Source organism: Thermococcus sp. ES12, assembly GCF_012027515.1.
Lineage (GTDB): Archaea > Methanobacteriota_B > Thermococci > Thermococcales > Thermococcaceae > Thermococcus > Thermococcus barossii.
This window is the reverse complement of the sequence record NZ_SNUP01000002.1, coordinates 441920-464391: the sequence shown is the minus strand read 5'-3', so window position 1 is coordinate 464391 and position 22472 is coordinate 441920. Positions and strand designations below refer to the sequence as shown.

The following is a 22472-nucleotide window of genomic DNA, read 5'->3' as shown; positions in this document are numbered from 1 at the left end:
CACATGAACGGTGATTGTCTCAATTCTCACGGGCACGCGGGCTCATATGCCAGTGATAGGAAAATTATAAAAACACCAAAATCTATAACTGCCGTAGGTGAAACTAATGGGGGACTTTTACTGGGGCGTCGTTCAGTCGGCCTTTCAGTTCGAAATGGGTGACCCCTACAGGAGGAACATAGACGCGAGAACTGACTGGTGGCGGTGGGTTCGTGACCCGTTCAACATCAAGAACGACCTCGTCAGCGGAGATCTGCCAGAGGACGGCATAAACAATTACGAGCTGTACGAAATCGACCACAGACTGGCCAAGGATTTGGGCCTGAACGCCTATCAGCTCACGATAGAATGGAGCAGAATCTTCCCGTGCCCAACCTTCGGCGTCGAAGCCGAGGTGGATAGAGACTCTTACGGCCTGATAAAACGGATTAAAATCAAGAAGGAAACCCTGGAGGAGCTTGACGGGCTGGCCAGCCGTTCCGCAGTGGCCCACTACCGGGCAGTGCTTAAGAACCTCAAAAAGCTCGGTTTCTCGACCTTCGTGACCCTCAACCATCAGACCCTTCCCCTGTGGCTCCACGACCCGATAGAGGTGAGAAGCAACCCCGACGGGGCGAGGGCAAGGGGATGGATTGACGAGAAAAGCATAGTCGAGTTCGTCAAGTTTTCAGCCTACATCGCCTGGAAGTTCTCAGACTTGGTCGATTTCTGGGCTACCTTCGACGAACCTATGGTCACCGTTGAACTCGGCTACCTCGCGCCCTACGTTGGCTGGCCGCCGGGAATACTGAGTCCCAGCGCGGCCAAGAGGGTAATAATCAACCAGATGGTCGCCCACGCGAGGGCCTACGATGCGATAAAGGAGTTCTCCAAGGCGCCGGTTGGGATAATCCTCAACATAATCCCCGCCTATCCCCTGAACCCGAGGGATGAGCGGGACGTCAAAGCCGCGGAAAATTACGACTACTTCCACAACAGGCTGTTCCTCAACGCCCTCAATGACGGCCGGGTTGACCTAGAACTGAACTGGGAGGAGGTTAAGATCAACCACCTGGCCAGAAACGACTGGATAGGGAACAACTACTACACGAGGGAGGTTGTTAAGTGGGTCGAACCGAAGTTCAAGGAGCTGCCGATGGTCAGCTTCGTCGGCGCGGAGGGATACGGCTATTCCGGCAATCCGATGGGTGTCTCGCCCGACAACAACCCGACCAGCGACTTCGGCTGGGAGGTGTATCCGAAAGGTATATACGACTCCACGATGATAGCCGCAGAGTATGGAAAACCCGTCTACATCACCGAGAACGGTATAGCGGACTCGAAGGACATACTGCGGCCCAGATACATAGTCAGCCACGTGAGGGAGCTCTTCAGGGCGATTGAGAACGGCGCCGACGTCCGGGGCTACTTCCACTGGGCGCTGACGGACAACTACGAGTGGGCCATGGGATTCAAGATACGCTTCGGCCTCTACGAGGTCGACCTCATAACCAAGGAGAGGATCCCGAGGAGAAAGAGCGTGGAGACCTACAGGAAGATCGTTACGGAGGGATTGGGGTATGAAAACGATAGCGGTTGATGAGAGCACGTGGAAGAAGATAAAACTCCTCAAGGACAAACTTGACGCCCGCTCCTACGACGAGGTGCTCCAGAAGCTCATAGAGACCTGGCACCTCGTCGAGCTCGACAAGAAGGTTGACAACGTCATAATGGACGACGAAGAGGCAGATATGCTCATCAATCTGCTAGAAAAGAAGAAGGGGAGTTGAATCATGCCGCTACCAGCGGAGATAACCTTCGACAGCAGGACACTCCTCAAGATGCACACCGCCAGCAGAAAGAGACAGCTTGAAATAACCCTCGCCAAGTTCAACGTCTCACTCTCAGTAATCACCCTCTACCGCTACCTTTCGGTCAGGGCGTACCTGAAGAAAAACGTTGAGAGGGAGCTTGAGGTTCTGAAGGACATATACACCGTCGTGCCGCTTGGCGATGAGATACTGGTGAAAGCGGCACAGATAGAGGCCCACCTTCTCCAGAAGGGAAGAATGCTCGACCTTGAGGACGTTCTGACGGCCGCAACCGCCATCTGCACCGGCAGTTTGCTCGTTACGGACGACCCAAAGAGGTACGAGGTCCTCAGGCAGTTCGGCCTCGACACCATGCCCCTTGAGAAGTTCCTGAAGGAGCTTGAGGTAATGGTGAAGATGGAGCTGGGCTAAATCAGCTCCGCGAAGGGGGTTATGTGAAGGAATAGCCCGGGCATGAAGCGAAGCCCCTCCGCGTACTTTACCCCTGCCTTTTTACCGTAGTAAAGCGCCACCGTCCTCAGGAACGGCTCCCACTTCTCCCAGACGTCATCGGTGAACTGGCTCCTGTGGGCCCTTAGCGCCTTCAGCTTTAGCTCCATGACGTCGGTTATGTCAACGAAGTAGTTGGGCCTGGCGGTGTAGTAAAAGCCGAAGACATCAACCTGATGTGGCTTCAAACCCGCGACACCGTCCGTGCTCGCGAAGTTGGGAAGGGGGGAGAACGCAACGGCGTCTATCGAGAGGAATCCGGTAACCCTGTGGTCAGGATGCCCCTCGTATGGCAGCCAGGGGTCGGGGGCGAGAACAGCGTCCGGTTTCTCGGCGCGGATGATTTTCACCAGCTCCCTCCTGACCTCCCCGGTGTAGGGAAGTTCCGTGTCACGGTATCCCATCCAGATGACCTTTTTGACCCCCAGCAGAGAGGCGCTCTCTTCTTCCTCCTTTCTCCGGATCATCGCCAGCTCGTGTGGGTTCAGGTCATCATCGAGGGTTCCCATTGAGCCGTCGGTCATGCAGACGTAAACGACCTCGATTCCGCCCTCAGTCAGCTTTTTTATCGTGCCACCCAGGCCTATGACGCAGTCGTCCGGGTGGGGCTCGATGCAGAGAACCTTTTCAACATCCTCAAAGGGGTTTGAAAGGTCGAATTCAAGCTCTTTGAGGAGCCTTTCGAAAGCCTCATCAAAGTTATCGATGTTTTCGAACATCGCGGGCACCTCTCGGTGATACACATCAATACTTATAAATCTGGCGGTATTTATAGGTTTGGAGGGAAATATAAACCGTATTCAAAAAGGCTTTTTAACCCAGCACCGTTTCGAAAGTGAGGATTATGCCGGAGACGCTAAAACTACGCCTGATAAAGAACGCAGGGTGGCTGTTCGGTGCGGAGATAATCTCAAAGCTACTAGCGTACGGTGTAGTGGTTCTCCTCAGCAGGACTCTCGGCCCGGAGGGGCTCGGCCAGTACTCCTTCATATTTTACTACGTGGGTCTCCTCGGGATATTCTCCGACCTAGGTGTCGGATTCTATTTTATGAGGGAGGTCGCGAGGGACAGGGAAAAGCTAGTGAAGCTCCTCCCCGATGTCCTGGGCTTCAAGATAGTTCTGGCGGTTGTTAACTTCCTGATAATCGTCGGGATAACCTTTTTCCTTCCGAAGCCGGGATGGATGAAGCTCCTTATAATACTGGCGGGCGCGGAAGCCATGTTAACCTGGGTCTCCTACATCTTCGTTAGAATCATGTACGCCCACGAGGTTACCAAGTACGAGGCCATAGCGAGAACGGTTGAACGGTTTTGGGCGTTCTTTGCAGGTGGGGTTGTCCTTTACCTGTATCCCTCACTGACACCCTTCATCATCACCCTCCTTGCGGGCTACGTTATCAGGGAACTTCTGAGGATAAAATGGGGGCTGAGATTCGTCGAGAATATCGCGATACGCTTCAACCCGGTTGCGTGGAAGGAACTGCTCAAGAAATCCTATCCCTTCTGGCTCATAGGGCTTTTCACCCTCATATACTACCGCACCGACATGGTGATGCTGAGCCTTCTCAGGGGTGACTACGAGACCGGAATATACAGGGCGGCGTACATGTGGATCCAGGTTGCCATGCTTGTTCCAAACGTTGTCATACCCACGACCCTGCCCTCCATGGCTCGGCTCTGGAAGGAGGACAAAAGAACCCTGGAAGTACTTTTCAGGAGGAGTTTTCAGACGCTGAGCCTCTTGGGCGTTGCAGGGGTCGTTGGGTACTATCTACTCGCGGAGTACGGAATATTGCTGGTCTTCGGAGAGAATTTCATTCCAAGTATACCGGTTCTTAAAATACTGGCCTTTGCACTGCCTTTCATGTTCCTCAACTCCCTCTTCGGCAGTTTCCTCAACGCGACCGGGAAGGAGCTGACGTTCACGAAGATAACCGGCTTCACAGCGTTGCTGAACGTCGCCCTCAACTACATCCTCATACTGAACTACGGGGCGAGCGGTGCGGCCGTGGCGACGGTGGTGAGTCAGGGGACAGCACTTTTACTTGCTACAACCAAAATTAGTGATGAGTTTAAGTAGTTATCTACTGGTTTTGCTTTTTTAAACTTGAGTTGGAGATATTTTTCATACGAAAGTCTCTTCATAATCTCACCATACACCTTCCAAGGAGAGAAAACTGAAACCAAAAGATACCTTATAATTTTTTTAATAAGTGATAACTCATTCTTTTTGTTACCTCTCCTTGCTACTAAATTAAAGAATTCAAGTGATCTAACTAAAAAAGGATGCTTAGTGTAAGATCCGAAAATATAGATAGGAGAAAATCCTGTCATTTCTAATTTCCTCAAAAATTGTTGAGGAGAAACTTCATTCACATGGTCCGGAGTGTATGCGTCGGTATCGTATATTCTCTTGTTAGGAGTTGATATGAAAAGAAGTCCATCCTGTTTTAAAAGGAGACTTATATTATTAAGAAAAGTATCTGCAGTCTCTGGTTTAATATGCTCATAAACTTCGAAGCAAGTAATAACATCAAAAGGGCCATACGTTGAGAGAAGATACTCTACGAAGTGCTCGTTGGTTATATCCCCAGACAAACAGACAATATCCTGAAAATCTGAAAGTAATTCCTTAGCCGTTTTAATGTCATCTCCATTTAAATCCACTCCAACAAAATGACAAGTTGGGCATATTAGTTTCATAATATACACACCATATCCTTTTGAACAACCCACATCTAATATCTTAAGCTCTGATGTTTGATAGTGCTCCATAGCAAGATTAATGCCATATCTGTAAAACCATATGCTAGGGAGCAGGTGTTCTATTCTTGGAACCCCAAAGTTTTGAACAGTTTTAAGTAATTCAAGCGCCCCCAAATCATTATCCATGAGTATAACCTCCTACTAATAAATCTTCATAAATCTGCAACAATTTTTTTGATTCATTCTCCCAATTATATTTTCTTCCAATGGAATATGCCCTTCTTCCAAACTTAATTACCAATTTGGGGTTTTCAATTAAATACATTAATGCGTTTAGAATCTCGTCCTCGCTACAGGTAACGGCCAAACCAATTTTGTACTCTTCAACAAAATTTCCACTAGCAGTATCTTTACCAGCTAAAGATGCCCTACCTGTGGCTATGGCCTCGAAGAGTTTATTTGGCATACCAATTTTATACAATGGGTTGGAACATTTAAATACGTAGTAAACAAGACTAGAAGTTAAAGTGGTTGGAATAACTTTCGATTTGGGGATATACCCCAAATAGTTAACTCCACAATTTTCCGAATCTTTAAAGAGATTTACATATTCTTTTTGATTTGGACCAGCAATAATTAAAGACACCTGAAACTTACTGTTACATATTGATTTAATGAGCTCATTTATACACCTAAAATCATTGAAACCTCCGATATATACAATTGTTAAAGGTTTTGTTTTCGGAGCTTTCCATGGGAACTTTCGCCTCTTGGCATTTAAAACAAGCTTGATGATACCCTTGTATCGCAAAAAATACTTTTTATATCCACTCCCAACAGTTATAAGAGCATCCACGTACTTTAGCATCGCTCGCTCTCGCCATACTACCTCCCATATCCATTCAGGCAACTTATTGGTGAAAACCATATAGTTCCAAATTTCGTGGGAATCATAAATTAAACGGATATTTTGGATCTTTTGTTTTAACTTAACCCCTACTGGTAGATCAGGCCAATCATGAACATGAACAACTTGAAATTTCTGGGTTTCATACAACTCTTTAGCTTTTTTATAAGCCATCACTTGCCACACAGGAACTTTTAGAATTTCGAATGGAAGTAGGCGATCCAAAAACCACGGTACTCTTATCCTAACTATCTCCACACCATTTATGACTTCATAAGTAGGATACTCTCTTTTTCTATCCCACGCAATAACTTTTACTGTGTATCCGTGTTTAACCAGGCTTTCTGCTTCTTCAGTCACCCGAGGATCATGAGTATAATGGTTGTTGAGTATCATAAGGACATTTCTCTTCACATGTCTCCCCCCAATATTTACTTCGTTACAAGCTCCCTTGACTATTAGATACTATCAACCGTTTCTTTGAAGGTTTATAAGAGTATGTTGAAATCTTAAGATTAAAACTCAGATATTATCTCATAACACTTTTACCAGGTTGTGGTACCAATATCTTTTCAACACATCCAATTTTTAAGTCCATAAGTCCAATAACTAATAATAATAGAGAATCACCTCTGTAACTCCATCATTTACAATCCTAGCTTCGTTATTTTGATACGGGTTATTACAAAATCCCTTACTCATCAAAAACCCTCCACATGTGCATAACTTTAAAAAAATTCTGTTTAATGCTCATGTCTTGCCTCGCAAACTCCACGACTTTTCTCGGTAGAGGCCCCCCCAATGAGATATTTACTAAAAAATATCCCTCAAGAAACCCAAATGCTTTGAGAGGTGACTCAAAAAGAGCCATAAACATGGCTCTTAAGAGTGCAGACAACGGAGAGACTCCCAGATAGAAGTTTATGAAACCCTGTTTTTTAGACCGATTTAAAATGCCGTCTCTACCTCCGGTGGGCCTGAGTTCCACCCCAATAGCACTTTTCACCTGGAGAGTTTCCCATCCCTTAATTCTTGCCAAATAGTATGAAAATAAATCTGGAGCTGGCTCAGCTGGATAACCCCCTATGTCAAAAAAGCATTCAAACCTGATTAACCGCGGGCTCCCCCTGGGAAATTTAGGATTAGATCGTTCCCAAACTAGCTTATTCTTTTTTAACACATAAACTCCTCCACTAGCCATGCCCAAACGAGGGTTTTCAATAAATTTCTTGATCAACTTTTCAAAAAACCTGCGTTCTAGAACGAAATCTGCATCTACTATCCCAACATACCCAAATGGCATGTGATTCTCCTTAGTGTACTCCAACGCCATTTTTAATCCGGCTCGGTAAGTAATTGCATTTCTGAATATTGCATCATATTCTCCCGGCTCATTTAAATCAACACCAATAATCCATTCATGCTGAGACTCCAATTCTTTTATTATTTTACCAGTGTTATCGGTACTATTATCGTTGACTATAACCCAAAGACGGGGTCGTATACTTTGATTAATAATGCTCTTGGCTAGCAGCGGAAGGTTATTCTCCTCGTTCTTAGCAGGAGTCACCAGTATATAGCTCTTTGTTTTCATGCTTCTCATACCTATCAAAAAAACGACGCACATGAAGTTTATAAGACTCACGGGATACGATAGTTAAGGGGGTACAAAATGAAGGTTTCGGTCATCGGCTCCGGCTACGTGGGCCTTGTCACTGGAATGGGGTTTGTCAAGCTTGGCAATGAAGTAATCTTCGTGGACGTTGACGAGAAAAAAATCAACACGATAAACAACTCACAACCACCCATCTACGAGAAAGGCCTCGCGGAACTCATGGAGGAGTTCAAAGGAAAGTACTACGCGACCAGAGATTACCGCGAGGCAATCCTTAACTCCGACGTGACGTTTATAGCCGTTGGAACTCCCTCAAGAGAAGACGGTTCAATCGACTTAACCTACGTTAAACAAGCCTCCAGAGAAATCGGGAAAATCCTGAAGGAGAAGAATTCTTACCACGTTGTCGTCGTCAAGAGCACGGTTTTGCCAGGAACCACAGAGGGAGTCGTCAAGCCAATTCTTGAGGAGGAATCCGGCAAAAAAGCCTTTCAAGACTTTGGTTTGGCAATGAATCCAGAATTCCTGCGCGAGGGCGTTGCCTTGGAGGACTTCCTCAACCCGGACAGGATTGTTATCGGAGTCATGGACGAGCGGACGAGGAAAGTTCTTGAGGAGCTTTACGCGCCAATAAGTGCTCCCAAGCTCTTCACGGACATCAAAACGGCTGAGATGATTAAGTACACCTCGAACGCTTTTCTCGCAACCAAAATCAGCTTCGCCAACGAGATTGGGAACATTTGCAAGAAACTCGGTATCGACTCGTGGAAAGTCTTCGAGGGCGTTGGCCTCGACCACCGGATTAGCCCGCACTTCTTCCGGACTGGAATCGGCTGGGGCGGTTCCTGCTTCCCCAAGGACACGAGGGCGTTGATCAGGAAGGCTGAAGACCTCGGGGAAGACCCGATAATCCTCAAGGCTGTCGTTGAAGTGAACGAGAGGCAACCTCTCAAACTCATTGAACTCCTCAAGAAGCACATTCCCGAGCTGAGGGGAAGAACGGTTGGAGTTTTAGGCTTGGCTTTCAAGCCCAACACTGACGACGTTAGAGAAACAGGGGCTTACGTTGTGGTTAAAAAACTCTTAACGGAAGGTGCCAGGGTTATTGCCTACGACCCGCAGGCGATGGAGAACTTCAGGAAGGCTTATCCCGACGTTGGGGAGAGGATTGAGTTCGCTGACTCAGCCACTAATGTTCTTAAAGCTACCGACATTGTCCTGATCGTCACGGAGTGGAGTGAATTCGAGGAACTGGATTACTCGGGTAAGATTGTCATTGACGGCAGGCGCGTGAGGAAGGCGGAGGAGACGGCGAGAGTTTACGAGGGGGTGTGCTGGTGAGGGTTAGGAAGGCTGTCATCCCAGCGGCCGGGCTTGGGACGAGAATGCTTCCGATAACGAAGTCAATGCCCAAGGAGATGCTCCCCATAGTTGACCGTCCGGTTATTCACTACGTAGTTGAAGAGGCCATCAGAGCAGGAATCGACGATGTTCTCATCATCACGGGGAAGGGCAAGCGTGCAATTGAGGACTATTTTGATAGGAGCTTCGAGCTGGAGTATTATTTGAGGGAGAGGGGCAAGGTTAACGAGTTAAGGCAGATTGAAGAGATTGGGGAAATGGTGGACATCTACTACGTCCGGCAGAAGAAGCCTCTTGGCCTTGGTGATGCAATACTCCACGCGGAAAAGCACGTGAACGGGGAACCCTTCGCAGTTCTTCTCGGAGACGACATAATAATAAGCCAGCGGCCAGCGATAGGTCAGCTCATGAGAATCGCCGAAAGGAGGAACGCGGCTGTCATTGGTGTGGAAGAGGTCCCCCCTGAACTCGTGAGTAGGTATGGAATCGTTGATGGAGAAAAAGTTGAGGACGGCCTTTACAGGGTTAAGGGCCTCGTGGAGAAGCCCTCGCCTGAGGAGGCACCAAGTAATATGGCAATAATAGGAAGATACGTCCTACCACCGGAGGTGTTTGATGCTCTTAAGGATACACCTCCTGGGAAGGGAGGCGAGATACAGCTCACAGATGCCCTTGGAATCCTTTTAAAGAAAAGAAAGATGTTTGCGAGGAAGATTGAGGGTAAACGGTACGATGTGGGGAGTAAGCTCGGATTTATACTGGCCAACCTCGAGCTGAGTCTTGCGAGGGAGGAGTTAAGAAACGATGTAACCAAACACCTGCAGAAAGTACTCCAGGAGGTTCTTGATGGTTAAACCAACAGTATCCGTCGTAATACCCACGTACAACCGCTCGAATCTGTTGAAAAGGGCAATAGAGAGCGTACTTAGCCAGGAGTTTGAGGACTTCGAGCTGATAGTCGTTGATGATGCATCCTCTGACAACACTCCAGAGGTTGTGGAGAGTATAGAGGACGGGAGAATAAGGTACGTACGCCTCAAGAGGAACTCCGGTGGGCCAGTCACGAGGAACACCGGAATAAAGAAGGCCAGGGGAAAGTTTATAGCCCTCTTAGATGACGACGATGAGTGGCTCCCTAACCGACTGGAAACCCAGGTAAGGAAGCTCGAAGACCTCGGAAGGGAATTCGGGGTGGTCTACGGAGGATTCTATTACGTCTCACAGCGGGATGGCAGAATATTAGGTAAGAGACTGCCAAAGTACAGGGGGGATGTATACGAACGGCTCCTCCGGGAGAACTTCATAGGAAGTCCCACGTTGCTCATAAGACGAGAATGCTTTAAGAGGACGGGACTCTTCGACCCAAAGCTGACCAGCTCCCAAGACTGGGATATGTGGCTCAGGATAGCAAAGCACTACAAGTTTGAGTACGTCAGCGAAATCGTTGCTAAATATTATGTTCATGGTAGGCAGATATCCTTTAACATGGGGAAATACATCCCCGGAAGGGAAAGGTTCATTAGAAAGCACCACGACATCTGGAGAAACCCGGAAGTTCTCAGCATTCATCTGAGCCAGATGGGACTGCTCCTCCTACTTAGCGGCCATCCAGAAAAGGGATTAAAGTACCTTATCCATTCAATAGCAATGGCCCCATTCAACCTTGAAAATTACAGAAAGTTGATGGAACTGGCCTCTGACTCACGCTCCCTGGAATACATCAAAAAAATACTGCACTTTAACAGATAGCGCACTACATTTTTAAACCCCACCGGAAAGCCTTTATTAGGTGGCCCAAATGAACAGCACCCTCATCGCAGCCATCATCGGCATCGCTGCATTCTGGATAATCCTCTACGCCCTCTTCGGAAGAAGGGAGGAGAAGGAAGAGGGCCTTACGGTTGACCTCTTCATCGCCATGTGGCGGACAAAAAGGTTGCTTGGCTTCATAGACAGCCTCGCCCAAAAATCCAAGCGCTTCTGGAAGGTTTATGCTGATGTGGGAATAGTGCTGGGCTTTGCGGGAATGGCCTACGTCTTCTACGCCCTCCTCAGGACGGCGATGAGAACCATACAAACCGGCGGCGAGCAGTCGGGAGTCCAGCTCGTTATACCCGGCGTGACCATACCCCTCTGGTACGGCCTCATTGCCCTCGCCGTCGTCATGGTGGTTCACGAGCTGAGCCATGGAATAGTGGCAAGGGCGGAAAACCTGCCCCTGAAATCAGTGGGCTTGGTTCTCCTCGCGGTGATACCTGGTGCCTTCGTTGAGCCGGACGAGGAGGAACTGGAGAGAGCCCCGCTTCGCTCAAGGCTAAGGGTCTACGGCGCGGGTTCCTTGGCCAACATAGTAACTGCCTTCATAGCCCTTCTCATAATAAACTTCGCCATAACTCCCGTTCTTCAGCCAGCGGGCATACTCGTTTCGGGGGTTCTGGAGGACGGACCCGCCTTTGGCGTTCTCCAGGAGGGAGACATCATAATCGCAATGGACGGGCATCAGATAAAGGACATGGAAGAGTTCATCAACTTTATGAACACCACCAAGCCGGGTCAGGTTGTGACCCTCACGGTCCTGCGCAACGGGGAGGAGCTGAACCTCCAGCTGAAGCTCGGGGCTCATCCTGAGAACCCAGAGAAGGGCTATATTGGCATTTACCCTGCCCAGCACGTCGTATCAAAGATAGGCTACGAGAACATCGTACTGCCCCTGTTCTTCACGTTCTACTGGATATACGTTCTCAACATAGGCATCGGCCTTATGAACCTCTTCCCACTCGTTCCCCTTGACGGCGGGAGGATGCTGGACGACGTTGTCAAGGCCTACCTGCCGGAGAACGTGGCCAAGCCAGTGCGGTACTTCACAATAGGCGTTGGCCTCTTCCTGCTGGCGCTGAACCTGTGGCCCGCGCTGGCGAATCTCGTCGGCTGACTAAACCTCCAGCCGCTCTGGGACTATTCTTATCTTTCCCCTGGAGAAGCGGAATTCTGCGGTGCACGGCTCAAAGTCAGGCAGCAGGGACTTTCTCACGACCATCTTTTCAACGCCCGGAGCCTCTCCGTGGCTGAACTCTATAATGTGCTCGGAGTACTGTGATATCCAGGAAATGAAGCGTTCCGAAACCCTGTCCCTGTTGAGGAGGAATATGTTGACGGGCCTCTTTCTATGTTCAGAAATCCTGGCTGATTCCTTCATCACAAGGTTCTTCTGCAGGAGCTTCATCGTGGATTCCTCTCCGAAAAGGTACGCGAAGCCGTCCAGAGTTATTGTGAGGCCGATGGGCTTTCGTTCCCCGATTTCACCGAGTATCTCGTAGTAAACGGAGACCATCTTCGGAAGGTACGTGCTGGCGTCTATCTCCCCCGGAGAGTATACGAAGGGAAGATCGGAAATTATGCCGTTAACTGCACTGAAGACATCGATTATGGCCATGTCCCTTGACTCCCCAAGCTTCTTCACATCGAAACCGAGCATTCTACCGTACTTCTGTAACAGGCTCAGGGGAAACGAGTAGTTGGTGACGACACCGAAGCCGTTCCTGCCGACCAGACTCCTGAAGACCTCTACACCCAGCACCCATCCAAAGGAGTTCGTGTCGTAGATTACCAGCACCAGACTGTCGTCGAGAATGCCACCTCCGAGCATGGAATCCAGCTCATCTATCCCAGTCTTGATAACGTCTCCATTCATACGCCCCACTCGTTTAATGTAAGCAACCAACCTTTTTAAACGATGTCCCGACCTTTCATCGGTGAGGTCATGAAGTGCTCCAAGTGCAACCGGCCAGCGGTCTATCACGCGCGCTACACCGGGCGGTACTACTGCCACAAGCACTTCAACGAGATGGTTGAGAAGAAGTTCAAGGAGACGGTGAAAAAGTACCGCCTCATTGAAAAGGGCGAGAGAATAGCGGTCGGCGTTAGTGGGGGCAAGGACAGTGTCGTCCTGCTTCACCTCCTCGCGAAGCTCCGCGAGAAGTTCCCCTTCGAGTTAGTTGCGATAACGATAGACGAGGGCATAGCAGGTTACAGGCCGCCCAGTGTGGAGATAGCGAGGAGAAACGCGGAGAAGCTTGGAATAGAGCACCGGATTTATTCCTTCAAGGAATACATCGGTTTTACCCTCGACGAGACTGTTGAAATAATGGGGAGCTTCGAGAGGGGCGAGCGCGTTGGTGCCTGCTCCTACTGCGGCGTCTGGAGGCGCTGGCTTCTGAACTACGCGGCCAAAGATGTCGAGGCCGATAAGCTGGCCGTCGGACACAACCTCGACGACGAGGTGCAGATGTTCATCATGAACGTTCTCAGGGGAGACATAGCGAGGTTGGGCAGAACAGGGCCCTACTACGAGGAGATACACCCGGAGCTCGTCCCGAGAATAAAGCCGCTCCGCGAGATTCCGGAGAAGGAGATAGTCCTCTACGCGGTTCTGAACAACATAGAGGTCGACCTGAGCGAGTGCCCCTACGCGGTCGAGGCCTTCCGGGCCGAGATTAGAGACTGGCTCAACGAGATGGAGGAGAGGCACCCTGGCACCAAGTACCAGATCCTCAGGAGCTACGACAAGCTCTTCCCGCTCATAGCAAAGACTTACACGAAAAAGACGAGCGAGCTGAACCGCTGCAGGATATGCGGCCAGCCGACGACGGGGGAGATATGCAAGGCCTGCCAGTTTAGGTTACAGGTCGAGAGGAAGGCGAGGGAGAGGGGACTGAGGTTCAGGGTGGATTAAGCGAACGGGTGTTTATAAAAGGTCCTTCAGCGTGTTGAACGATGAGACGGGAACTGCTAACTCCCATTCCACTCAGCGAGCTTGAGGAACTCGCCAAGAGGGCCGGAGCAGACGTTAAGCTCACCCTCCTCGGAAAGAGCGGGAGGAACGGCATCGTCCTCAACAGGGTTCTCATTGAAGGTCCGGAGGAAGACGTGGGACGCTTCATGGAGAAGCTCAGGCTCGCGAGGGCCGGGGGTTGAATAAAGGAAGTGAGGGAAATTCCGGAGGCCTCTGCCATGATTGAGTTCGTCCTTGCACTCCTCCTCTGGCTCGCGGTCTTCGTGCCCTCTTCCGTTATAGCGTCCATCTCCGCCAGAAAGAGCCCGAGAAGAGGGGGCTTCATGATGCAGCTGACAATGCTCCTCCTCTCTCTGACGGCCATGAAGCTTCTCGGCGGGTTCGAAAGGTTTGGCTTCCTCTGGAGTGATGCCTATATAGGCCAAGCCTTCGTCCTCGGTTTCGCCGTATCGCTCATCCTCAACCTTTTTGCACCCTCCGAACCCATGACCGGGTTTCTGCCCGAAGGTGCGTGGAAGTTTTTCCTCCTCCTGCTCCTGGCACCGCTGAGCGAGGAGACCCTCAACAGGGGACTCCTTGAGGGCTACCTCCTGAACCACGGCCACTTCTGGGGCGCGATAATGTTCTCCGCAACCCTCTTTGCCCTCCCCCACTGGATGGCCTTCAATGGGCTCAGGGAAAAGGCCATCGTCCTGACCGGGGCGTTCGTCCTCGGCCTCCTCACAGGCTATATCTTCGCCCTGGGCGGTATAGTGCCGGCCTTTGTTTTGCACTCCTCGGCCAACCTTGCCGGATTGGCCGTTCTGAAGTTCAGAGAAAGTCGGGGGTATAAATAGGTGGGCCACCAAGGTATCATGGGTGATGGGTATGGAAGACGTTAAGGAACTCAAGGAGGTTCTCGAACGGGTTGAGGGCAGGCTCATCGCGGCGGGAAAGATGTACGGCGCGATGAGCTTTGGAGCATGGCTCTCGGTGATGCTGTTATACTACGTGATCATCGGCGTTTTTGACCTTCCCTGGCAGTTCAACATCGTTTACTGGCCCGTAGCGTTCATGCTGGCGATGGGCTTCACGGGAAGGATATGGAGGAGGCTTCAGAAGCTGGGAATGGTCACCGGGAAGGAAGTGGAATCATCGACCACCGGCGGAATCCTCATAGCCGTTTCATGGATAACGGGAATCGCCCTCGGGTGGGGGGTTATTCCGAGGCTGAACCCCGGTGTGAACCCAGAAGCCAGCCTGGCGGTGGGCTTTTTGAGCTTTATAACCTTCTCGATCTTCGGCATGTGGCTGGTCTTCGCAAAGTACAGCGGAGTGGAGCGCGAGATTATACCATCGTTTCTGATTCCCGCCCTGGGAATAGCCCTTGCGGCCAAGATGGAAAGCGGTGCCATGGTCTGGGCGGGCTTTCTCGTGGCGCTGGGATTCTCGCTCTCTGTAATGCTATACATCTACTCCGCCTTCAAGGCGATAGAGCGGTGATAGAATGGAGGCCCTGAGGGAGCTGAGCAGAAATCACACCCTGGGAAATCCCATAAGGCTAGGGATTATGCTCTACCTTCTCCCGAGGGGAAAGGTTCTGTTCAGGGAACTTCTGGACGTTCTCGATGTAACCCCAGGAAACCTCGATTCACACCTCAAGGCCCTGGAAAAAGCAGGCTACATCGAGCTCTACAAGGTCTTTGCAGACAGGCCGAGAACCGCGGTGAGGGTAACCGAGAAGGGGGCGAAGGAAACCGGGGAGTACCTGAGGGCCCTAAAGGAGGCTCTCTCGCTCATTTCCGGGGGAGACTGAAGGGATAGCTTCTCTTCTTGACCATCCAGAGTCCGAGGATGGCCCCCAGCTGTTCCATCAGGACGTCCCTTGTCTTGTTTGTTATCGTCTCCTTCAGAATGCCTTCGGTGAACCTGCTCCCGTACCACTCCGCGAGCTCCCAGCCCACCCCGATTACCAGCAGGAGCGCAAAGGAGTATACTACCACCCTTTCCCACGACGTCTCACCGAAAAGTTCCCGAAGGATGCTCACGAGAAACAGCCAGAGCACCAGTCCCCCGAGGAAGTGGCTTATCATGTCAACGTCCCTGAAGGCCACGTTGAAAAGGTCAACATCCGTGAAGGGGACGTTCACGAGGGAGGCATGCACTGCAAGAAACACCGACGTTACCTCGGCGATTCCATCGTTGTAGAAGGGGCTGAGGAGAGCTCCGAGGGTCCCACCGGGTTTTCGAGACTTCCTTTGAAGCCACAGGAGGGCAAGGAGGTAGGACATCATCCACGAGGTTCGAAGGATATGGTCGAATCTCCGGTAGTGGACCCCCGTGAGAAACCCGATGAACAGCACGAACACTGAGGCCAGGACGACCCGTTCTTTTCGGTCTATACCAACCACCTGTTTAGGGCGATTTTCGGACTACTTAAGCCTTTCGATGCTCCGCCCTGGCCTCCTCCTCCGCTTTTCTCCTGAGCTCTTTCATGCGCTCTATCCTGTACTCTTCCACGAGGCGGAGGAGCCTCTCCGCTTCCCTCTCGCGGTCTTCTTCCTCCCACCTCGCCAGCAGTTCCTCGATGGCCCTCTCCAGGGTTTCCCTCTCGACGACGGCGAATTCATCAACCCTCTTGACGTCCAGCTCATCACCAGTAAAGAAGGGCACGTGGGCCTCCCTGAGGACATTCCTGACAGGCCCGGGGAGGGGCTTCTCCGTTATTAAAGCCTTTATTCCCTTCTCGACCAGCTCCTCGGCTATGGCCCTGCCGGCACCGGCCGGGTTCACCACGAACAGGACGTCCCCCCTCTTGATTCCGATTTCGCGTTCCAGCCTCTCAAGTTCGCGCCAGCTGAGAACGTTCATGACCTTGAGGGGAACCGCGCTGCCGCGGATTTCAACCACGTTCATGCGCTTGACCTGAACCAAATCCCTGCCCAGCCTCTCTATGACCGCCTTGGCCTCTCTCAGCTGCTTTTCCAGAACCTCTATGCGCTTCACCTTCGCCTCAAGCTCCCTCTCGCGGAGAACTTTCCTCCGAATCTCCTCGTCGTAGTCAGCTATGCGCCTCTCAAGCCGTCCGATTACCCGCTTCTGCTCCTTTATGACCTCCCTCAGCTCGGCATTTTCCCTCTCAAGGAACTCTATCCTTCTCTCCAGCTCGCGGATGCGCCTTATGTAGGGCCTCACGTCAAAGCTCGGCCCCTCTTCGTGCTCTTCCTCCTCCCTCGGCCTTTCCCTGAGAGTGACCCTCTGCATGGCCTCACCGAGGTTGTAGCCCTGAATGACCAGCGCCTTAACCTCGTCGGCCTTTCTGCTCAATCCGGCCTCGCGGAGCCTTGCCTCGACGTGTTCAAGCTTGGGCTTGAGCCTGAGATAGGCCTTGTACGCTGCAGCCAAAGCGTCTCGCTGATGGTCGTCGTCAACACTTATCCCAAGGTTTCTCAGGAGCTCGTTCTTCTCCTCAACCCGGAGGCTCTCCCTCGGGACGAAGAGGCTGGCCTTGAAGGAGCGGGCTATCTTCTCAACGAAGCCTGGCGCGGGTTTCACGTCCGTTGCAACGATAACCGGATGGCCAATCTCGCTTATGAACCTGAAGACCTCACCCACGGGCATGTTCCTCTGGCTGTGAAGGGCCACTATCCTTCCGCTCAGGTCTATGGCGGCTATGCCGACGGTTATGCCCGGGTCTATGCCGACTATGATGCTCTTCCTCTCCCTTACCGCCTCCTCACCCTTCAGCGGAGCGAAGCCCAGCTCGGCCCTCTCCACAGGCTGGATTCTCACCTCAACGTCCCCGCCCCTCATGGGTCGTATCAGGCCTGCGAGCTCCTCTCTGCTCGCATAGACCTTGAACTCGCCCTTAGCTAAGCCGTAGTCCTTCTCCTCTGTCTCAAGGTCGAAGGGTATGTCCGCCCTTCTCAGGCTCTCCTCTATCTCCCTGACCTTGTCGCGGACGAGGTTGTGAACCCTCTTCCTATAGCGGTCCTGGCTCCAACCGCCCTTGCCGTGGCTTCTTCCCCGGGTTACCCTGATTATCACCTCGTCCTCGAAGGCCAGAACCTCGTAGCCAACACCCTTGCTGGCCAGGAGGGCTGAGAGCTTCGCCTCCTCGTAGGGGTCGAACCTGTCAAAGGTCCTTATCCCGTGCTCCCTCGCGAGGCTCTGGAGGCTCCTCTGCTCTCCGGGCCTCCCCGTGACCTGAACGAGCTTCGTCCCGCTCGGAAGGGCGCGGAGGAACCTCCTCAGGTCGTCGCCGAGCTCGGTGATACTGTCCATGGCCACTATATCCGGTCTCTTGCTCTGGATGAAGCGGATGAGGCGGTAGAGGGTAAACTCACCCTTTCTCTCAAGTCTGCCGTTGAACCAGCTCACGACGGCAAACCTTTTCGGATGCTCGCTTATTACGTCCACTCCGAGGATTAGAATAGGCCTCACCCTCTGCGGGTTCTGTAGGAAGGTTGGAGGGGGCATTTAAAAAGCTTATCAGCCCCGCAGGGAGATTCTAACCGCGACCTCAAGGGCCCTCTTTATCGTCTCAATGGCCATTGAGGACCTCGGCTTGTCAAGGGCCTGCTCGTGGCTGAAGGGCACGTGGATGAAGCCGGCCCGGGTTTCCATACCAGCCACGGCTATCGTATGAAGCGTCGTGAACATCGCGGCGTTGCAGACGTAGGTTCCGGCTGTGTTTGAAACCCCCGCCGGTATCTTCGCCTCCCGCAGGGCGCTCACGATGGTCTTTATGGGGAGCGTTGCGAAGTATGCAGCCGGTGCGTCTTCAAAAACCGGCTCATCCTCGGGGGCAAAGCCCTCGTTGTCGGGCATTTTCGAGTCCATCACATTTATTGCAACCCTCTCGACGGTGATGTTTGGCCTTCCTCCAGCCTGGCCGGCCAGGATAACAACGTCGGGCTTCTCCTTGATTATAAGCCTTGGAAGGAGCTCCCTAACACCGTTGAAGGTCACAGGGAGCTGGCGCTTGACTATCGAGGCGCCCTCGATTTCGTGCGGAAGCCCCGAAACTGCCTCCCAGGAGGGGTTTATCCCCTCACCCCCAAAGGGCTCAAATCCCGTCACGAGCACCTTCATGGTACCACCGGAAAGGTTAGGTTTTTAGGTTTTAAAACGCACTCCCTCCGGTGGGAGAGAATGAGGTACGACGTTCTTATCATCGGTGGCGGACCGGTTGGCAACTACCTCGCCAATCTGCTCGCGAGGGACTTCAAGGTGGCGGTTGTGGAGAGAAAGGGCTCCTTCGGTGGAAAGGCCTGCACCGGCATAATAGGGGCCGAGAACTATGAGAGGCTGGGCCTTCCTGAGAGTGCAGTTTTGAACAAGCTCCGGGGGGCGGTTTTCTATTCCCGGATACAGAGCTTTGAGATAGAGAGAAAGTCGCCGCAGGCCTATCTCGTGGACAGAAAAGCCCTGGAAAGGTGGCTGGCCGAGAGGGCCGTGAAAAAGGGCGTGGACTACTACATGTCGACCACGTTCCTCGCCTTCAGGGACGGAAGGGCCCTCCTCCAGAGGCTCGGTGAGAGGATTGAGATTGAGGCGGACTTCTACGTTGGCGCCGACGGGGTGGACAGCACCGTCGCCAAGGCGATGGGGGTTCAGACAAAGGCCGAATTCCTGAGCGGTTATGAAGCTGAGGTGGTGGGGGAATTCAACCCGGACTTCGTCGAGGTCTGGGTGAACCGGGAGATAAACCCCGAGTTCTTCTTCTGGGTGGCACCCGTGAGCGAAGGGGTTGCACGTGTTGGAACCTTCGGAAGCCTGGATTCATTCCACAGGTTCCTGAAGATAAGGATGCTGAAGCCGACCTCAATAGTTGAGTTCAAGGCTGGCTCGGTGGGCTTTGGCGTGAGGAAACCCTGGGTCAGGGAAAACGTGGCCCTGCTCGGGGATGCCGCGCTTCAGATAAAGCCAACCACCGCGGGGGGAATAGTCTACGGGATGTACTGCGCCCACGCGCTTAGAAAAGCCCTCCTGGACGGGAAACTCCAGGACTACGAGAAGGGGTGCTCCTTCGTCAAAAAACAGGTGAGCTTTGGCCTCCGCTTCAGGAGGGTATTCCTGGGCCTGAGCCAGGACGACATCGAGAGGGTCTTTGAGGTTCTCGGAAGCCCTGAGGCAAGGGAGGTCATAGAGGAACAGGCCGATTTTGATGACCACCTCAGAACGGCGAAGGCAATCCTTAAGAGGCCCAAGCTCCTCGCGAGGCTGATAAAGATAAGCCCGGCCATAGTCAGAACCCTCCTGTGAGGTGGTTCCATGGCAAGATGGAGAATGGGCCTTCAGGAGGAGTACCTCAGGGCAATAGCCGAGGGGCGGAAGAGGATCGAGGGCAGGCTCTACGACGAGAAGAGGCAGGCCATAAAGCCCGGCGATGAGATAGTCTTCGAGAACAAACTGGTATGCGTCGTTAAGGATTTGAGGGTATACCCCTCCTTCAGGGAGATGCTGGAGAGGGAGGGTATCGAGAACGTCCTCCCCGGAGTTGAGAGCATCGAGGAGGGCGTTAAGATTTACAGGCGCTTCTACTCCGAGGAGAAGGAGAGGAAGTACGGCGTCGTTGCCATAGAGGTTGAGCCGGTGGCATGGATAGGGGAGCCTAAATGATGTGAACCTCAAAGCCCAATTCCTTCAAAACCTCGAAGTCGCTGTCCAAGGTTATTATCGGCAGACCGTTGACAATCGCAGTTGATGCTATGAACAGGTCTCTTAGGGACATAGGAGTTCCTTTTTCTTTCAGTTTCTTGTGGAGATACGCCGCCATCTCGGCGCATTTCCCGTCAAAGGGTAGCTCTATGAGGGCTTTGAGCCATATCAGCTCGTCCTTCCTCGGCATCCCAAGAAGGATTTCGAACTTGGTTATCGATGTTATGTAGAAGGTGCTGTCCAATGACGTTACCCTGTCGAGAACCTCCCCGTTTCCCCGGGCAATCTCGATTATGACGTTCGTGTCAAGGACCGCTCCCATCTCTCGAACTCCCCTTCGATTTCCTCAAGCTTCTTTCTGGCCTCCCTATACTCTTCCGCACTCAGGATTCCGTAGAGGTGACGAAGGGCATCAGCGTTCCCCTTCCTTTCCCTTAACAGCTCGCGGAACAGCTCGCTGAATGATTTTTTGCCCTTGATTCGAAGGAGCTCCTCATAAACGTCGTCAGAGATAGTGATGGTCTTTACCATGACACCACCAATACACTGAATGCATGCATCATATTTAAGCATTACGAAGGATGCAAAGAGGGAGAAAACTCAGAGGTACCTCTCCCTCACCCACCTAATGAAGTACTCCGGATCCAGCTCCTCGCCGATGGCCTTCCTGAGGAGCTCCTTCGGCGGGTAGATGCTGCCCCAGCGGTGTATCCTTTCCCTGAGCCACTCCTTTATCGGGCCGAAGTTGCCCTCACCCACGAGCCCCTCGACGTCGAGGTCGCGCTTCATGTGGTAGTAGAGCTGAGCAGAGAGGAGGGTTCCGATGCTGTAGGTCGGGAAGTAGCCGACCGTCCCGTGGGCCCAGTGTATGTCCTGCAGGATGCCCTCGCGGTAGGTCTTCGGCCTTATGCCGAGGAGGTTCTCCATCTCGTCGTTCCAGAGCTCCGGTAAATCCTTCGCCTTGACGCCCTCGTTGAGCATCATCCTCTCGAGCTTGAAGCGGAGGAGTATGTGGAAGTTGTAGGTGACCACATCAGCCTCGGTCCTTATGAAGTCCGGGCGCACCATGTTGAAGTACAGGTAAACGTCCTCCGGCGTGTAGTTGGCCATGAAGGGCAGGTTCTCCCTGAGGGTTGGGTAGATTAGTCCGGCGAACTCCCTGGAGCGGCCGATGATGTTCTCCCAGAAGCGGCTCTGGCTCTCGTGGATTCCGAGGGAAACACCTCCGGCTATCGGGCTGAACATGAACCTCTCGTCCTGCTGGAGCTCGTAGAGGGCATGACCGAACTCGTGGACGGTGCTCAGAACCGTCATCCTGAAGTCGTGGCCCTCGTAGCGCGTGGTTATCCTCACGTCCCTTATGCCGAACTCTGTTGTGAATGGATGAGCCGAAACGTCAAGCCTTGAGCGAACTCCCAGTGGAAAGCCGAACTTCTCAAGTATCCAGCGGTTCACGCGCTCCATCTGGGCTCTGTCATAGCTTTCCTTTTCGAGCGGGTGGCTCTGAGGAACTTTACCCTCTTCCATGATCTTCTCAAGGAGCGGCTTCAGCTCCTTCTCCAGCTTGTCGAACATCCTCTCGACGTCCCTGGTGGTTGTGCCCTCCTCGAAGAGGTCGAGTAAAGCGTCGTAGGGCTCGTTTTCGTAGCCGAGGTACTCGGCGGCCCTCTTGGCAAGGTCTATAATCCTGTCCAGCCAGGGCTCGAACTTGGAGTAGTCGTTGCTCTTCTTTGCTTCTTCCCAGGCCTTGGTGGCCTGACTCGTTACCTCACTCATCTCCCTGAGGAACTCGGGCGGGAAGGATTTGTTTATCCTTATCGAGCGGTCGAGGACGCGAACGACGCCGCGCTCGTACTCGTTTAGCTCAAGCCCCTTCGCCTTCTCGACCAGCTCGACGAAGTCTGGCTTGAGCAGAAACTCTTGACTGAGAACACTCAGCTCGCCCTGAGCAACGGAGCGCTCGAGGATTCCCTCCTTAGGCATGTTAACCTCCATGTCCCAGCCGAGGACGCTCTGAGCGTGGCCTATTGCCCAGATACGCCTGTACCTCGTGAGTATCTCCCTGACGGTCTCGTTCTGGAAGACGCTTTCCATCGAAACCACCCCTCCTTTTTGTAGAACTTTCGGACACCGCGTTTTTAATCTTTT

Annotated in this window: 26 protein-coding genes; 15 read left to right on the top strand and 11 right to left on the bottom strand. The window is 52.2% G+C overall.

Annotation, left to right across the window (positions count from 1 at the left end):
- Nucleotides 1–106 precede the first annotated feature (106 nt).
- From bgaS to E3E37_RS07330, 3 genes are read left to right on the top strand one after another with little or no spacing between them, the layout of a single operon-like run.
- Complete coding sequence (gene bgaS / locus E3E37_RS07340) at nt 107–1579, top strand: beta-galactosidase BgaS (protein WP_167716111.1); 1473 nt, start codon at nt 107–109, stop codon at nt 1577–1579.
- Entirely contained in the window at nt 1560–1769 is a 210-nt protein-coding gene (locus tag E3E37_RS07335) for a hypothetical protein (protein ID WP_088865573.1), read from the top strand. Before bgaS ends, E3E37_RS07335 begins: the two co-directional genes overlap by 20 nt.
- A 3-nt stretch (nt 1770–1772) precedes the next feature.
- Complete coding sequence (locus E3E37_RS07330; protein WP_088865572.1) at nt 1773–2222, top strand: type II toxin-antitoxin system VapC family toxin; 450 nt, start codon at nt 1773–1775, stop codon at nt 2220–2222.
- Here the strand turns inward: E3E37_RS07330 and E3E37_RS07325 are convergent.
- Complete coding sequence (locus E3E37_RS07325) at nt 2219–3019, bottom strand: PIG-L deacetylase family protein (RefSeq protein ID WP_167716410.1); 801 nt, start codon at nt 3017–3019, stop codon at nt 2219–2221. The genes E3E37_RS07330 and E3E37_RS07325 overlap by 4 nt on opposite strands.
- A gap of 125 nt (nt 3020–3144) precedes the next feature.
- Between E3E37_RS07325 and E3E37_RS07320 the strand changes: the two genes are divergently transcribed.
- Nucleotides 3145–4380 (top strand): flippase, encoded by a 1236-nt coding sequence (locus E3E37_RS07320; RefSeq protein WP_167716408.1) that lies wholly within the window; start codon nt 3145–3147, stop codon nt 4378–4380.
- On the opposite strand, the gene E3E37_RS07315 is transcribed toward E3E37_RS07320, so the two are convergent.
- The 3 genes from E3E37_RS07315 to E3E37_RS07305 all read right to left on the bottom strand — a co-directional run bounded on the left by E3E37_RS07315 (nt 4326) and on the right by E3E37_RS07305 (nt 7516).
- Nucleotides 4326–5192, bottom strand: a complete 867-nt coding sequence (locus E3E37_RS07315; RefSeq protein WP_167716108.1) for a bifunctional 2-polyprenyl-6-hydroxyphenol methylase/3-demethylubiquinol 3-O-methyltransferase UbiG — start codon at nt 5190–5192, stop codon at nt 4326–4328. The genes E3E37_RS07320 and E3E37_RS07315 overlap by 55 nt on opposite strands.
- A complete protein-coding gene (locus E3E37_RS07310) occupies nt 5185–6327 on the bottom strand; it encodes a glycosyltransferase (RefSeq protein WP_167716106.1) in 1143 nt (380 codons plus the stop codon). Before E3E37_RS07310 ends, E3E37_RS07315 begins: the two co-directional genes overlap by 8 nt.
- Nucleotides 6328–6607: 280 nt before the next feature.
- Nucleotides 6608–7516, bottom strand: coding sequence for a glycosyltransferase family 2 protein (locus E3E37_RS07305; RefSeq protein WP_240921935.1), 909 nt, complete (start codon nt 7514–7516; stop codon nt 6608–6610).
- Nucleotides 7517–7585: 69 nt separating this feature from the next.
- Here E3E37_RS07305 and E3E37_RS07300 point away from each other — a divergent pair, with 69 nt between their 5' ends.
- The 4 genes from E3E37_RS07300 to E3E37_RS07285 are packed head-to-tail and all read left to right on the top strand — an operon-like array spanning nt 7586 to nt 11822.
- Nucleotides 7586–8869 (top strand): UDP-glucose/GDP-mannose dehydrogenase family protein, encoded by a 1284-nt coding sequence (locus E3E37_RS07300; protein WP_167716102.1) that lies wholly within the window; start codon nt 7586–7588, stop codon nt 8867–8869.
- Complete coding sequence (galU, locus tag E3E37_RS07295) at nt 8866–9744, top strand: UTP--glucose-1-phosphate uridylyltransferase GalU (protein WP_167716100.1); 879 nt, start codon at nt 8866–8868, stop codon at nt 9742–9744. The genes E3E37_RS07300 and galU overlap by 4 nt, the downstream gene beginning before the upstream one ends.
- Nucleotides 9737–10639, top strand: a complete 903-nt coding sequence (locus tag E3E37_RS07290; protein ID WP_167716098.1) for a glycosyltransferase — start codon at nt 9737–9739, stop codon at nt 10637–10639. The genes galU and E3E37_RS07290 overlap by 8 nt, the downstream gene beginning before the upstream one ends.
- 49 nt (nt 10640–10688) lie before the next feature.
- Complete coding sequence (locus tag E3E37_RS07285; protein WP_088865557.1) at nt 10689–11822, top strand: site-2 protease family protein; 1134 nt, start codon at nt 10689–10691, stop codon at nt 11820–11822.
- Here E3E37_RS07285 and E3E37_RS07280 read toward each other — a convergent pair whose 3' ends face one another.
- Nucleotides 11823–12581 (bottom strand): hypothetical protein, encoded by a 759-nt coding sequence (locus E3E37_RS07280; RefSeq protein WP_088865556.1) that lies wholly within the window; start codon nt 12579–12581, stop codon nt 11823–11825. It lies immediately after the preceding gene.
- 69 nt (nt 12582–12650) lie between these two features.
- Between E3E37_RS07280 and E3E37_RS07275 the strand changes: the two genes are divergently transcribed.
- From E3E37_RS07275 to E3E37_RS07255, 5 genes are read left to right on the top strand one after another with little or no spacing between them, the layout of a single operon-like run.
- A complete protein-coding gene (locus tag E3E37_RS07275; RefSeq protein WP_167716405.1) occupies nt 12651–13622 on the top strand; it encodes a TIGR00269 family protein in 972 nt (323 codons plus the stop codon).
- A gap of 41 nt (nt 13623–13663) precedes the next feature.
- Nucleotides 13664–13864 (top strand): TIGR04140 family protein, encoded by a 201-nt coding sequence (locus tag E3E37_RS07270; RefSeq protein ID WP_167716096.1) that lies wholly within the window; start codon nt 13664–13666, stop codon nt 13862–13864.
- Between the two features lie 9 nt (nt 13865–13873).
- A complete protein-coding gene (locus tag E3E37_RS07265; protein ID WP_371731694.1) occupies nt 13874–14518 on the top strand; it encodes a lysostaphin resistance A-like protein in 645 nt (214 codons plus the stop codon).
- A 31-nt stretch (nt 14519–14549) separates the two neighbouring features.
- Nucleotides 14550–15164, top strand: coding sequence for a hypothetical protein (locus tag E3E37_RS07260; protein WP_167716094.1), 615 nt, complete (start codon nt 14550–14552; stop codon nt 15162–15164).
- 4 nt (nt 15165–15168) lie between these two features.
- Nucleotides 15169–15477: a transcriptional regulator gene (locus tag E3E37_RS07255; RefSeq protein ID WP_167716092.1), complete on the top strand. Its 309-nt coding sequence runs from the start codon at nt 15169–15171 to the stop codon at nt 15475–15477.
- Here E3E37_RS07255 and E3E37_RS07250 read toward each other — a convergent pair.
- Genes E3E37_RS07250 through pcp form a run of 3 tightly spaced genes read right to left on the bottom strand, consistent with a single transcriptional unit; the run spans nt 15458 to nt 18755 of the window.
- Nucleotides 15458–16072 carry a hypothetical protein gene (locus E3E37_RS07250; protein WP_167716089.1) on the bottom strand — a complete coding sequence of 205 codons (615 nt, stop codon included), beginning with the start codon at nt 16070–16072 and terminating at the stop codon, nt 15458–15460. The two genes, E3E37_RS07255 and E3E37_RS07250, sit on opposite strands and share 20 nt — an antisense overlap.
- 25 nt (nt 16073–16097) lie before the next feature.
- Nucleotides 16098–18140, bottom strand: coding sequence for a DUF460 domain-containing protein (locus E3E37_RS07245; RefSeq protein WP_167716087.1), 2043 nt, complete (start codon nt 18138–18140; stop codon nt 16098–16100).
- Nucleotides 18141–18152: 12 nt separating this feature from the next.
- Nucleotides 18153–18755, bottom strand: a complete 603-nt coding sequence (gene pcp, locus E3E37_RS07240) for a pyroglutamyl-peptidase I (RefSeq protein ID WP_167716085.1) — start codon at nt 18753–18755, stop codon at nt 18153–18155.
- Between the two features lie 60 nt (nt 18756–18815).
- On the opposite strand from pcp, the gene E3E37_RS07235 reads away from it, so the two are divergent.
- Entirely contained in the window at nt 18816–19928 is a 1113-nt protein-coding gene (locus tag E3E37_RS07235) for an NAD(P)/FAD-dependent oxidoreductase (RefSeq protein ID WP_167716083.1), read from the top strand.
- A gap of 9 nt (nt 19929–19937) precedes the next feature.
- On the top strand, nt 19938–20285 hold the full coding sequence (locus E3E37_RS07230; protein ID WP_167716081.1) for an ASCH domain-containing protein: 348 nt from the start codon (nt 19938–19940) through the stop codon (nt 20283–20285).
- Here E3E37_RS07230 and E3E37_RS07225 read toward each other — a convergent pair.
- The 3 genes from E3E37_RS07225 to E3E37_RS07215 all read right to left on the bottom strand — a co-directional run bounded on the left by E3E37_RS07225 (nt 20278) and on the right by E3E37_RS07215 (nt 22418).
- A complete protein-coding gene (locus E3E37_RS07225; protein WP_167716079.1) occupies nt 20278–20646 on the bottom strand; it encodes a type II toxin-antitoxin system VapC family toxin in 369 nt (122 codons plus the stop codon). The two genes, E3E37_RS07230 and E3E37_RS07225, sit on opposite strands and share 8 nt — an antisense overlap.
- On the bottom strand, nt 20616–20855 hold the full coding sequence (locus E3E37_RS07220; RefSeq protein ID WP_167716077.1) for an antitoxin VapB family protein: 240 nt from the start codon (nt 20853–20855) through the stop codon (nt 20616–20618). Before E3E37_RS07220 ends, E3E37_RS07225 begins: the two co-directional genes overlap by 31 nt.
- A 69-nt stretch (nt 20856–20924) precedes the next feature.
- The gene (locus tag E3E37_RS07215; RefSeq protein ID WP_167716075.1) at nt 20925–22418 is read right to left on the bottom strand and encodes a carboxypeptidase M32; all 1494 of its coding nucleotides are present in this window, start codon (nt 22416–22418) and stop codon (nt 20925–20927) included.
- Nucleotides 22419–22472: the final 54 nt, after the last annotated feature.

Bases quoted from the DNA above. Each gene is read 5' to 3' on its own strand.
- bgaS (WP_167716111.1), top strand. From the start codon at position 107: ATGGGGGACTTTTACTGGGGCGTCGTTCAGTCGGCCTTTCAGTTCGAA.
- E3E37_RS07335 (WP_088865573.1), top strand. From the start codon at position 1,560: ATGAAAACGATAGCGGTTGATGAGAGCACGTGGAAGAAGATAAAACTC.
- E3E37_RS07330 (WP_088865572.1), top strand. From the start codon at position 1,773: ATGCCGCTACCAGCGGAGATAACCTTCGACAGCAGGACACTCCTCAAG.
- E3E37_RS07325 (WP_167716410.1), bottom strand. From the start codon at position 3,019: ATGTTCGAAAACATCGATAACTTTGATGAGGCTTTCGAAAGGCTCCTC.
- E3E37_RS07320 (WP_167716408.1), top strand. From the start codon at position 3,145: ATGCCGGAGACGCTAAAACTACGCCTGATAAAGAACGCAGGGTGGCTG.
- E3E37_RS07315 (WP_167716108.1), bottom strand. From the start codon at position 5,192: ATGGATAATGATTTGGGGGCGCTTGAATTACTTAAAACTGTTCAAAAC.
- E3E37_RS07305 (WP_240921935.1), bottom strand. From the start codon at position 7,516: ATGAGAAGCATGAAAACAAAGAGCTATATACTGGTGACTCCTGCTAAG.
- E3E37_RS07300 (WP_167716102.1), top strand. From the start codon at position 7,586: ATGAAGGTTTCGGTCATCGGCTCCGGCTACGTGGGCCTTGTCACTGGA.
- E3E37_RS07290 (WP_167716098.1), top strand. From the start codon at position 9,737: ATGGTTAAACCAACAGTATCCGTCGTAATACCCACGTACAACCGCTCG.
- E3E37_RS07285 (WP_088865557.1), top strand. From the start codon at position 10,689: ATGAACAGCACCCTCATCGCAGCCATCATCGGCATCGCTGCATTCTGG.
- E3E37_RS07280 (WP_088865556.1), bottom strand. From the start codon at position 12,581: ATGAATGGAGACGTTATCAAGACTGGGATAGATGAGCTGGATTCCATG.
- E3E37_RS07275 (WP_167716405.1), top strand. From the start codon at position 12,651: ATGAAGTGCTCCAAGTGCAACCGGCCAGCGGTCTATCACGCGCGCTAC.
- E3E37_RS07270 (WP_167716096.1), top strand. From the start codon at position 13,664: ATGAGACGGGAACTGCTAACTCCCATTCCACTCAGCGAGCTTGAGGAA.
- E3E37_RS07260 (WP_167716094.1), top strand. From the start codon at position 14,550: ATGGAAGACGTTAAGGAACTCAAGGAGGTTCTCGAACGGGTTGAGGGC.
- E3E37_RS07255 (WP_167716092.1), top strand. From the start codon at position 15,169: ATGGAGGCCCTGAGGGAGCTGAGCAGAAATCACACCCTGGGAAATCCC.
- E3E37_RS07245 (WP_167716087.1), bottom strand. From the start codon at position 18,140: ATGCCCCCTCCAACCTTCCTACAGAACCCGCAGAGGGTGAGGCCTATT.
- pcp (WP_167716085.1), bottom strand. From the start codon at position 18,755: ATGAAGGTGCTCGTGACGGGATTTGAGCCCTTTGGGGGTGAGGGGATA.
- E3E37_RS07235 (WP_167716083.1), top strand. From the start codon at position 18,816: ATGAGGTACGACGTTCTTATCATCGGTGGCGGACCGGTTGGCAACTAC.
- E3E37_RS07230 (WP_167716081.1), top strand. From the start codon at position 19,938: ATGGCAAGATGGAGAATGGGCCTTCAGGAGGAGTACCTCAGGGCAATA.
- E3E37_RS07225 (WP_167716079.1), bottom strand. From the start codon at position 20,646: ATGGGAGCGGTCCTTGACACGAACGTCATAATCGAGATTGCCCGGGGA.
- E3E37_RS07220 (WP_167716077.1), bottom strand. From the start codon at position 20,855: ATGGTAAAGACCATCACTATCTCTGACGACGTTTATGAGGAGCTCCTT.
- E3E37_RS07215 (WP_167716075.1), bottom strand. From the start codon at position 22,418: ATGGAAAGCGTCTTCCAGAACGAGACCGTCAGGGAGATACTCACGAGG.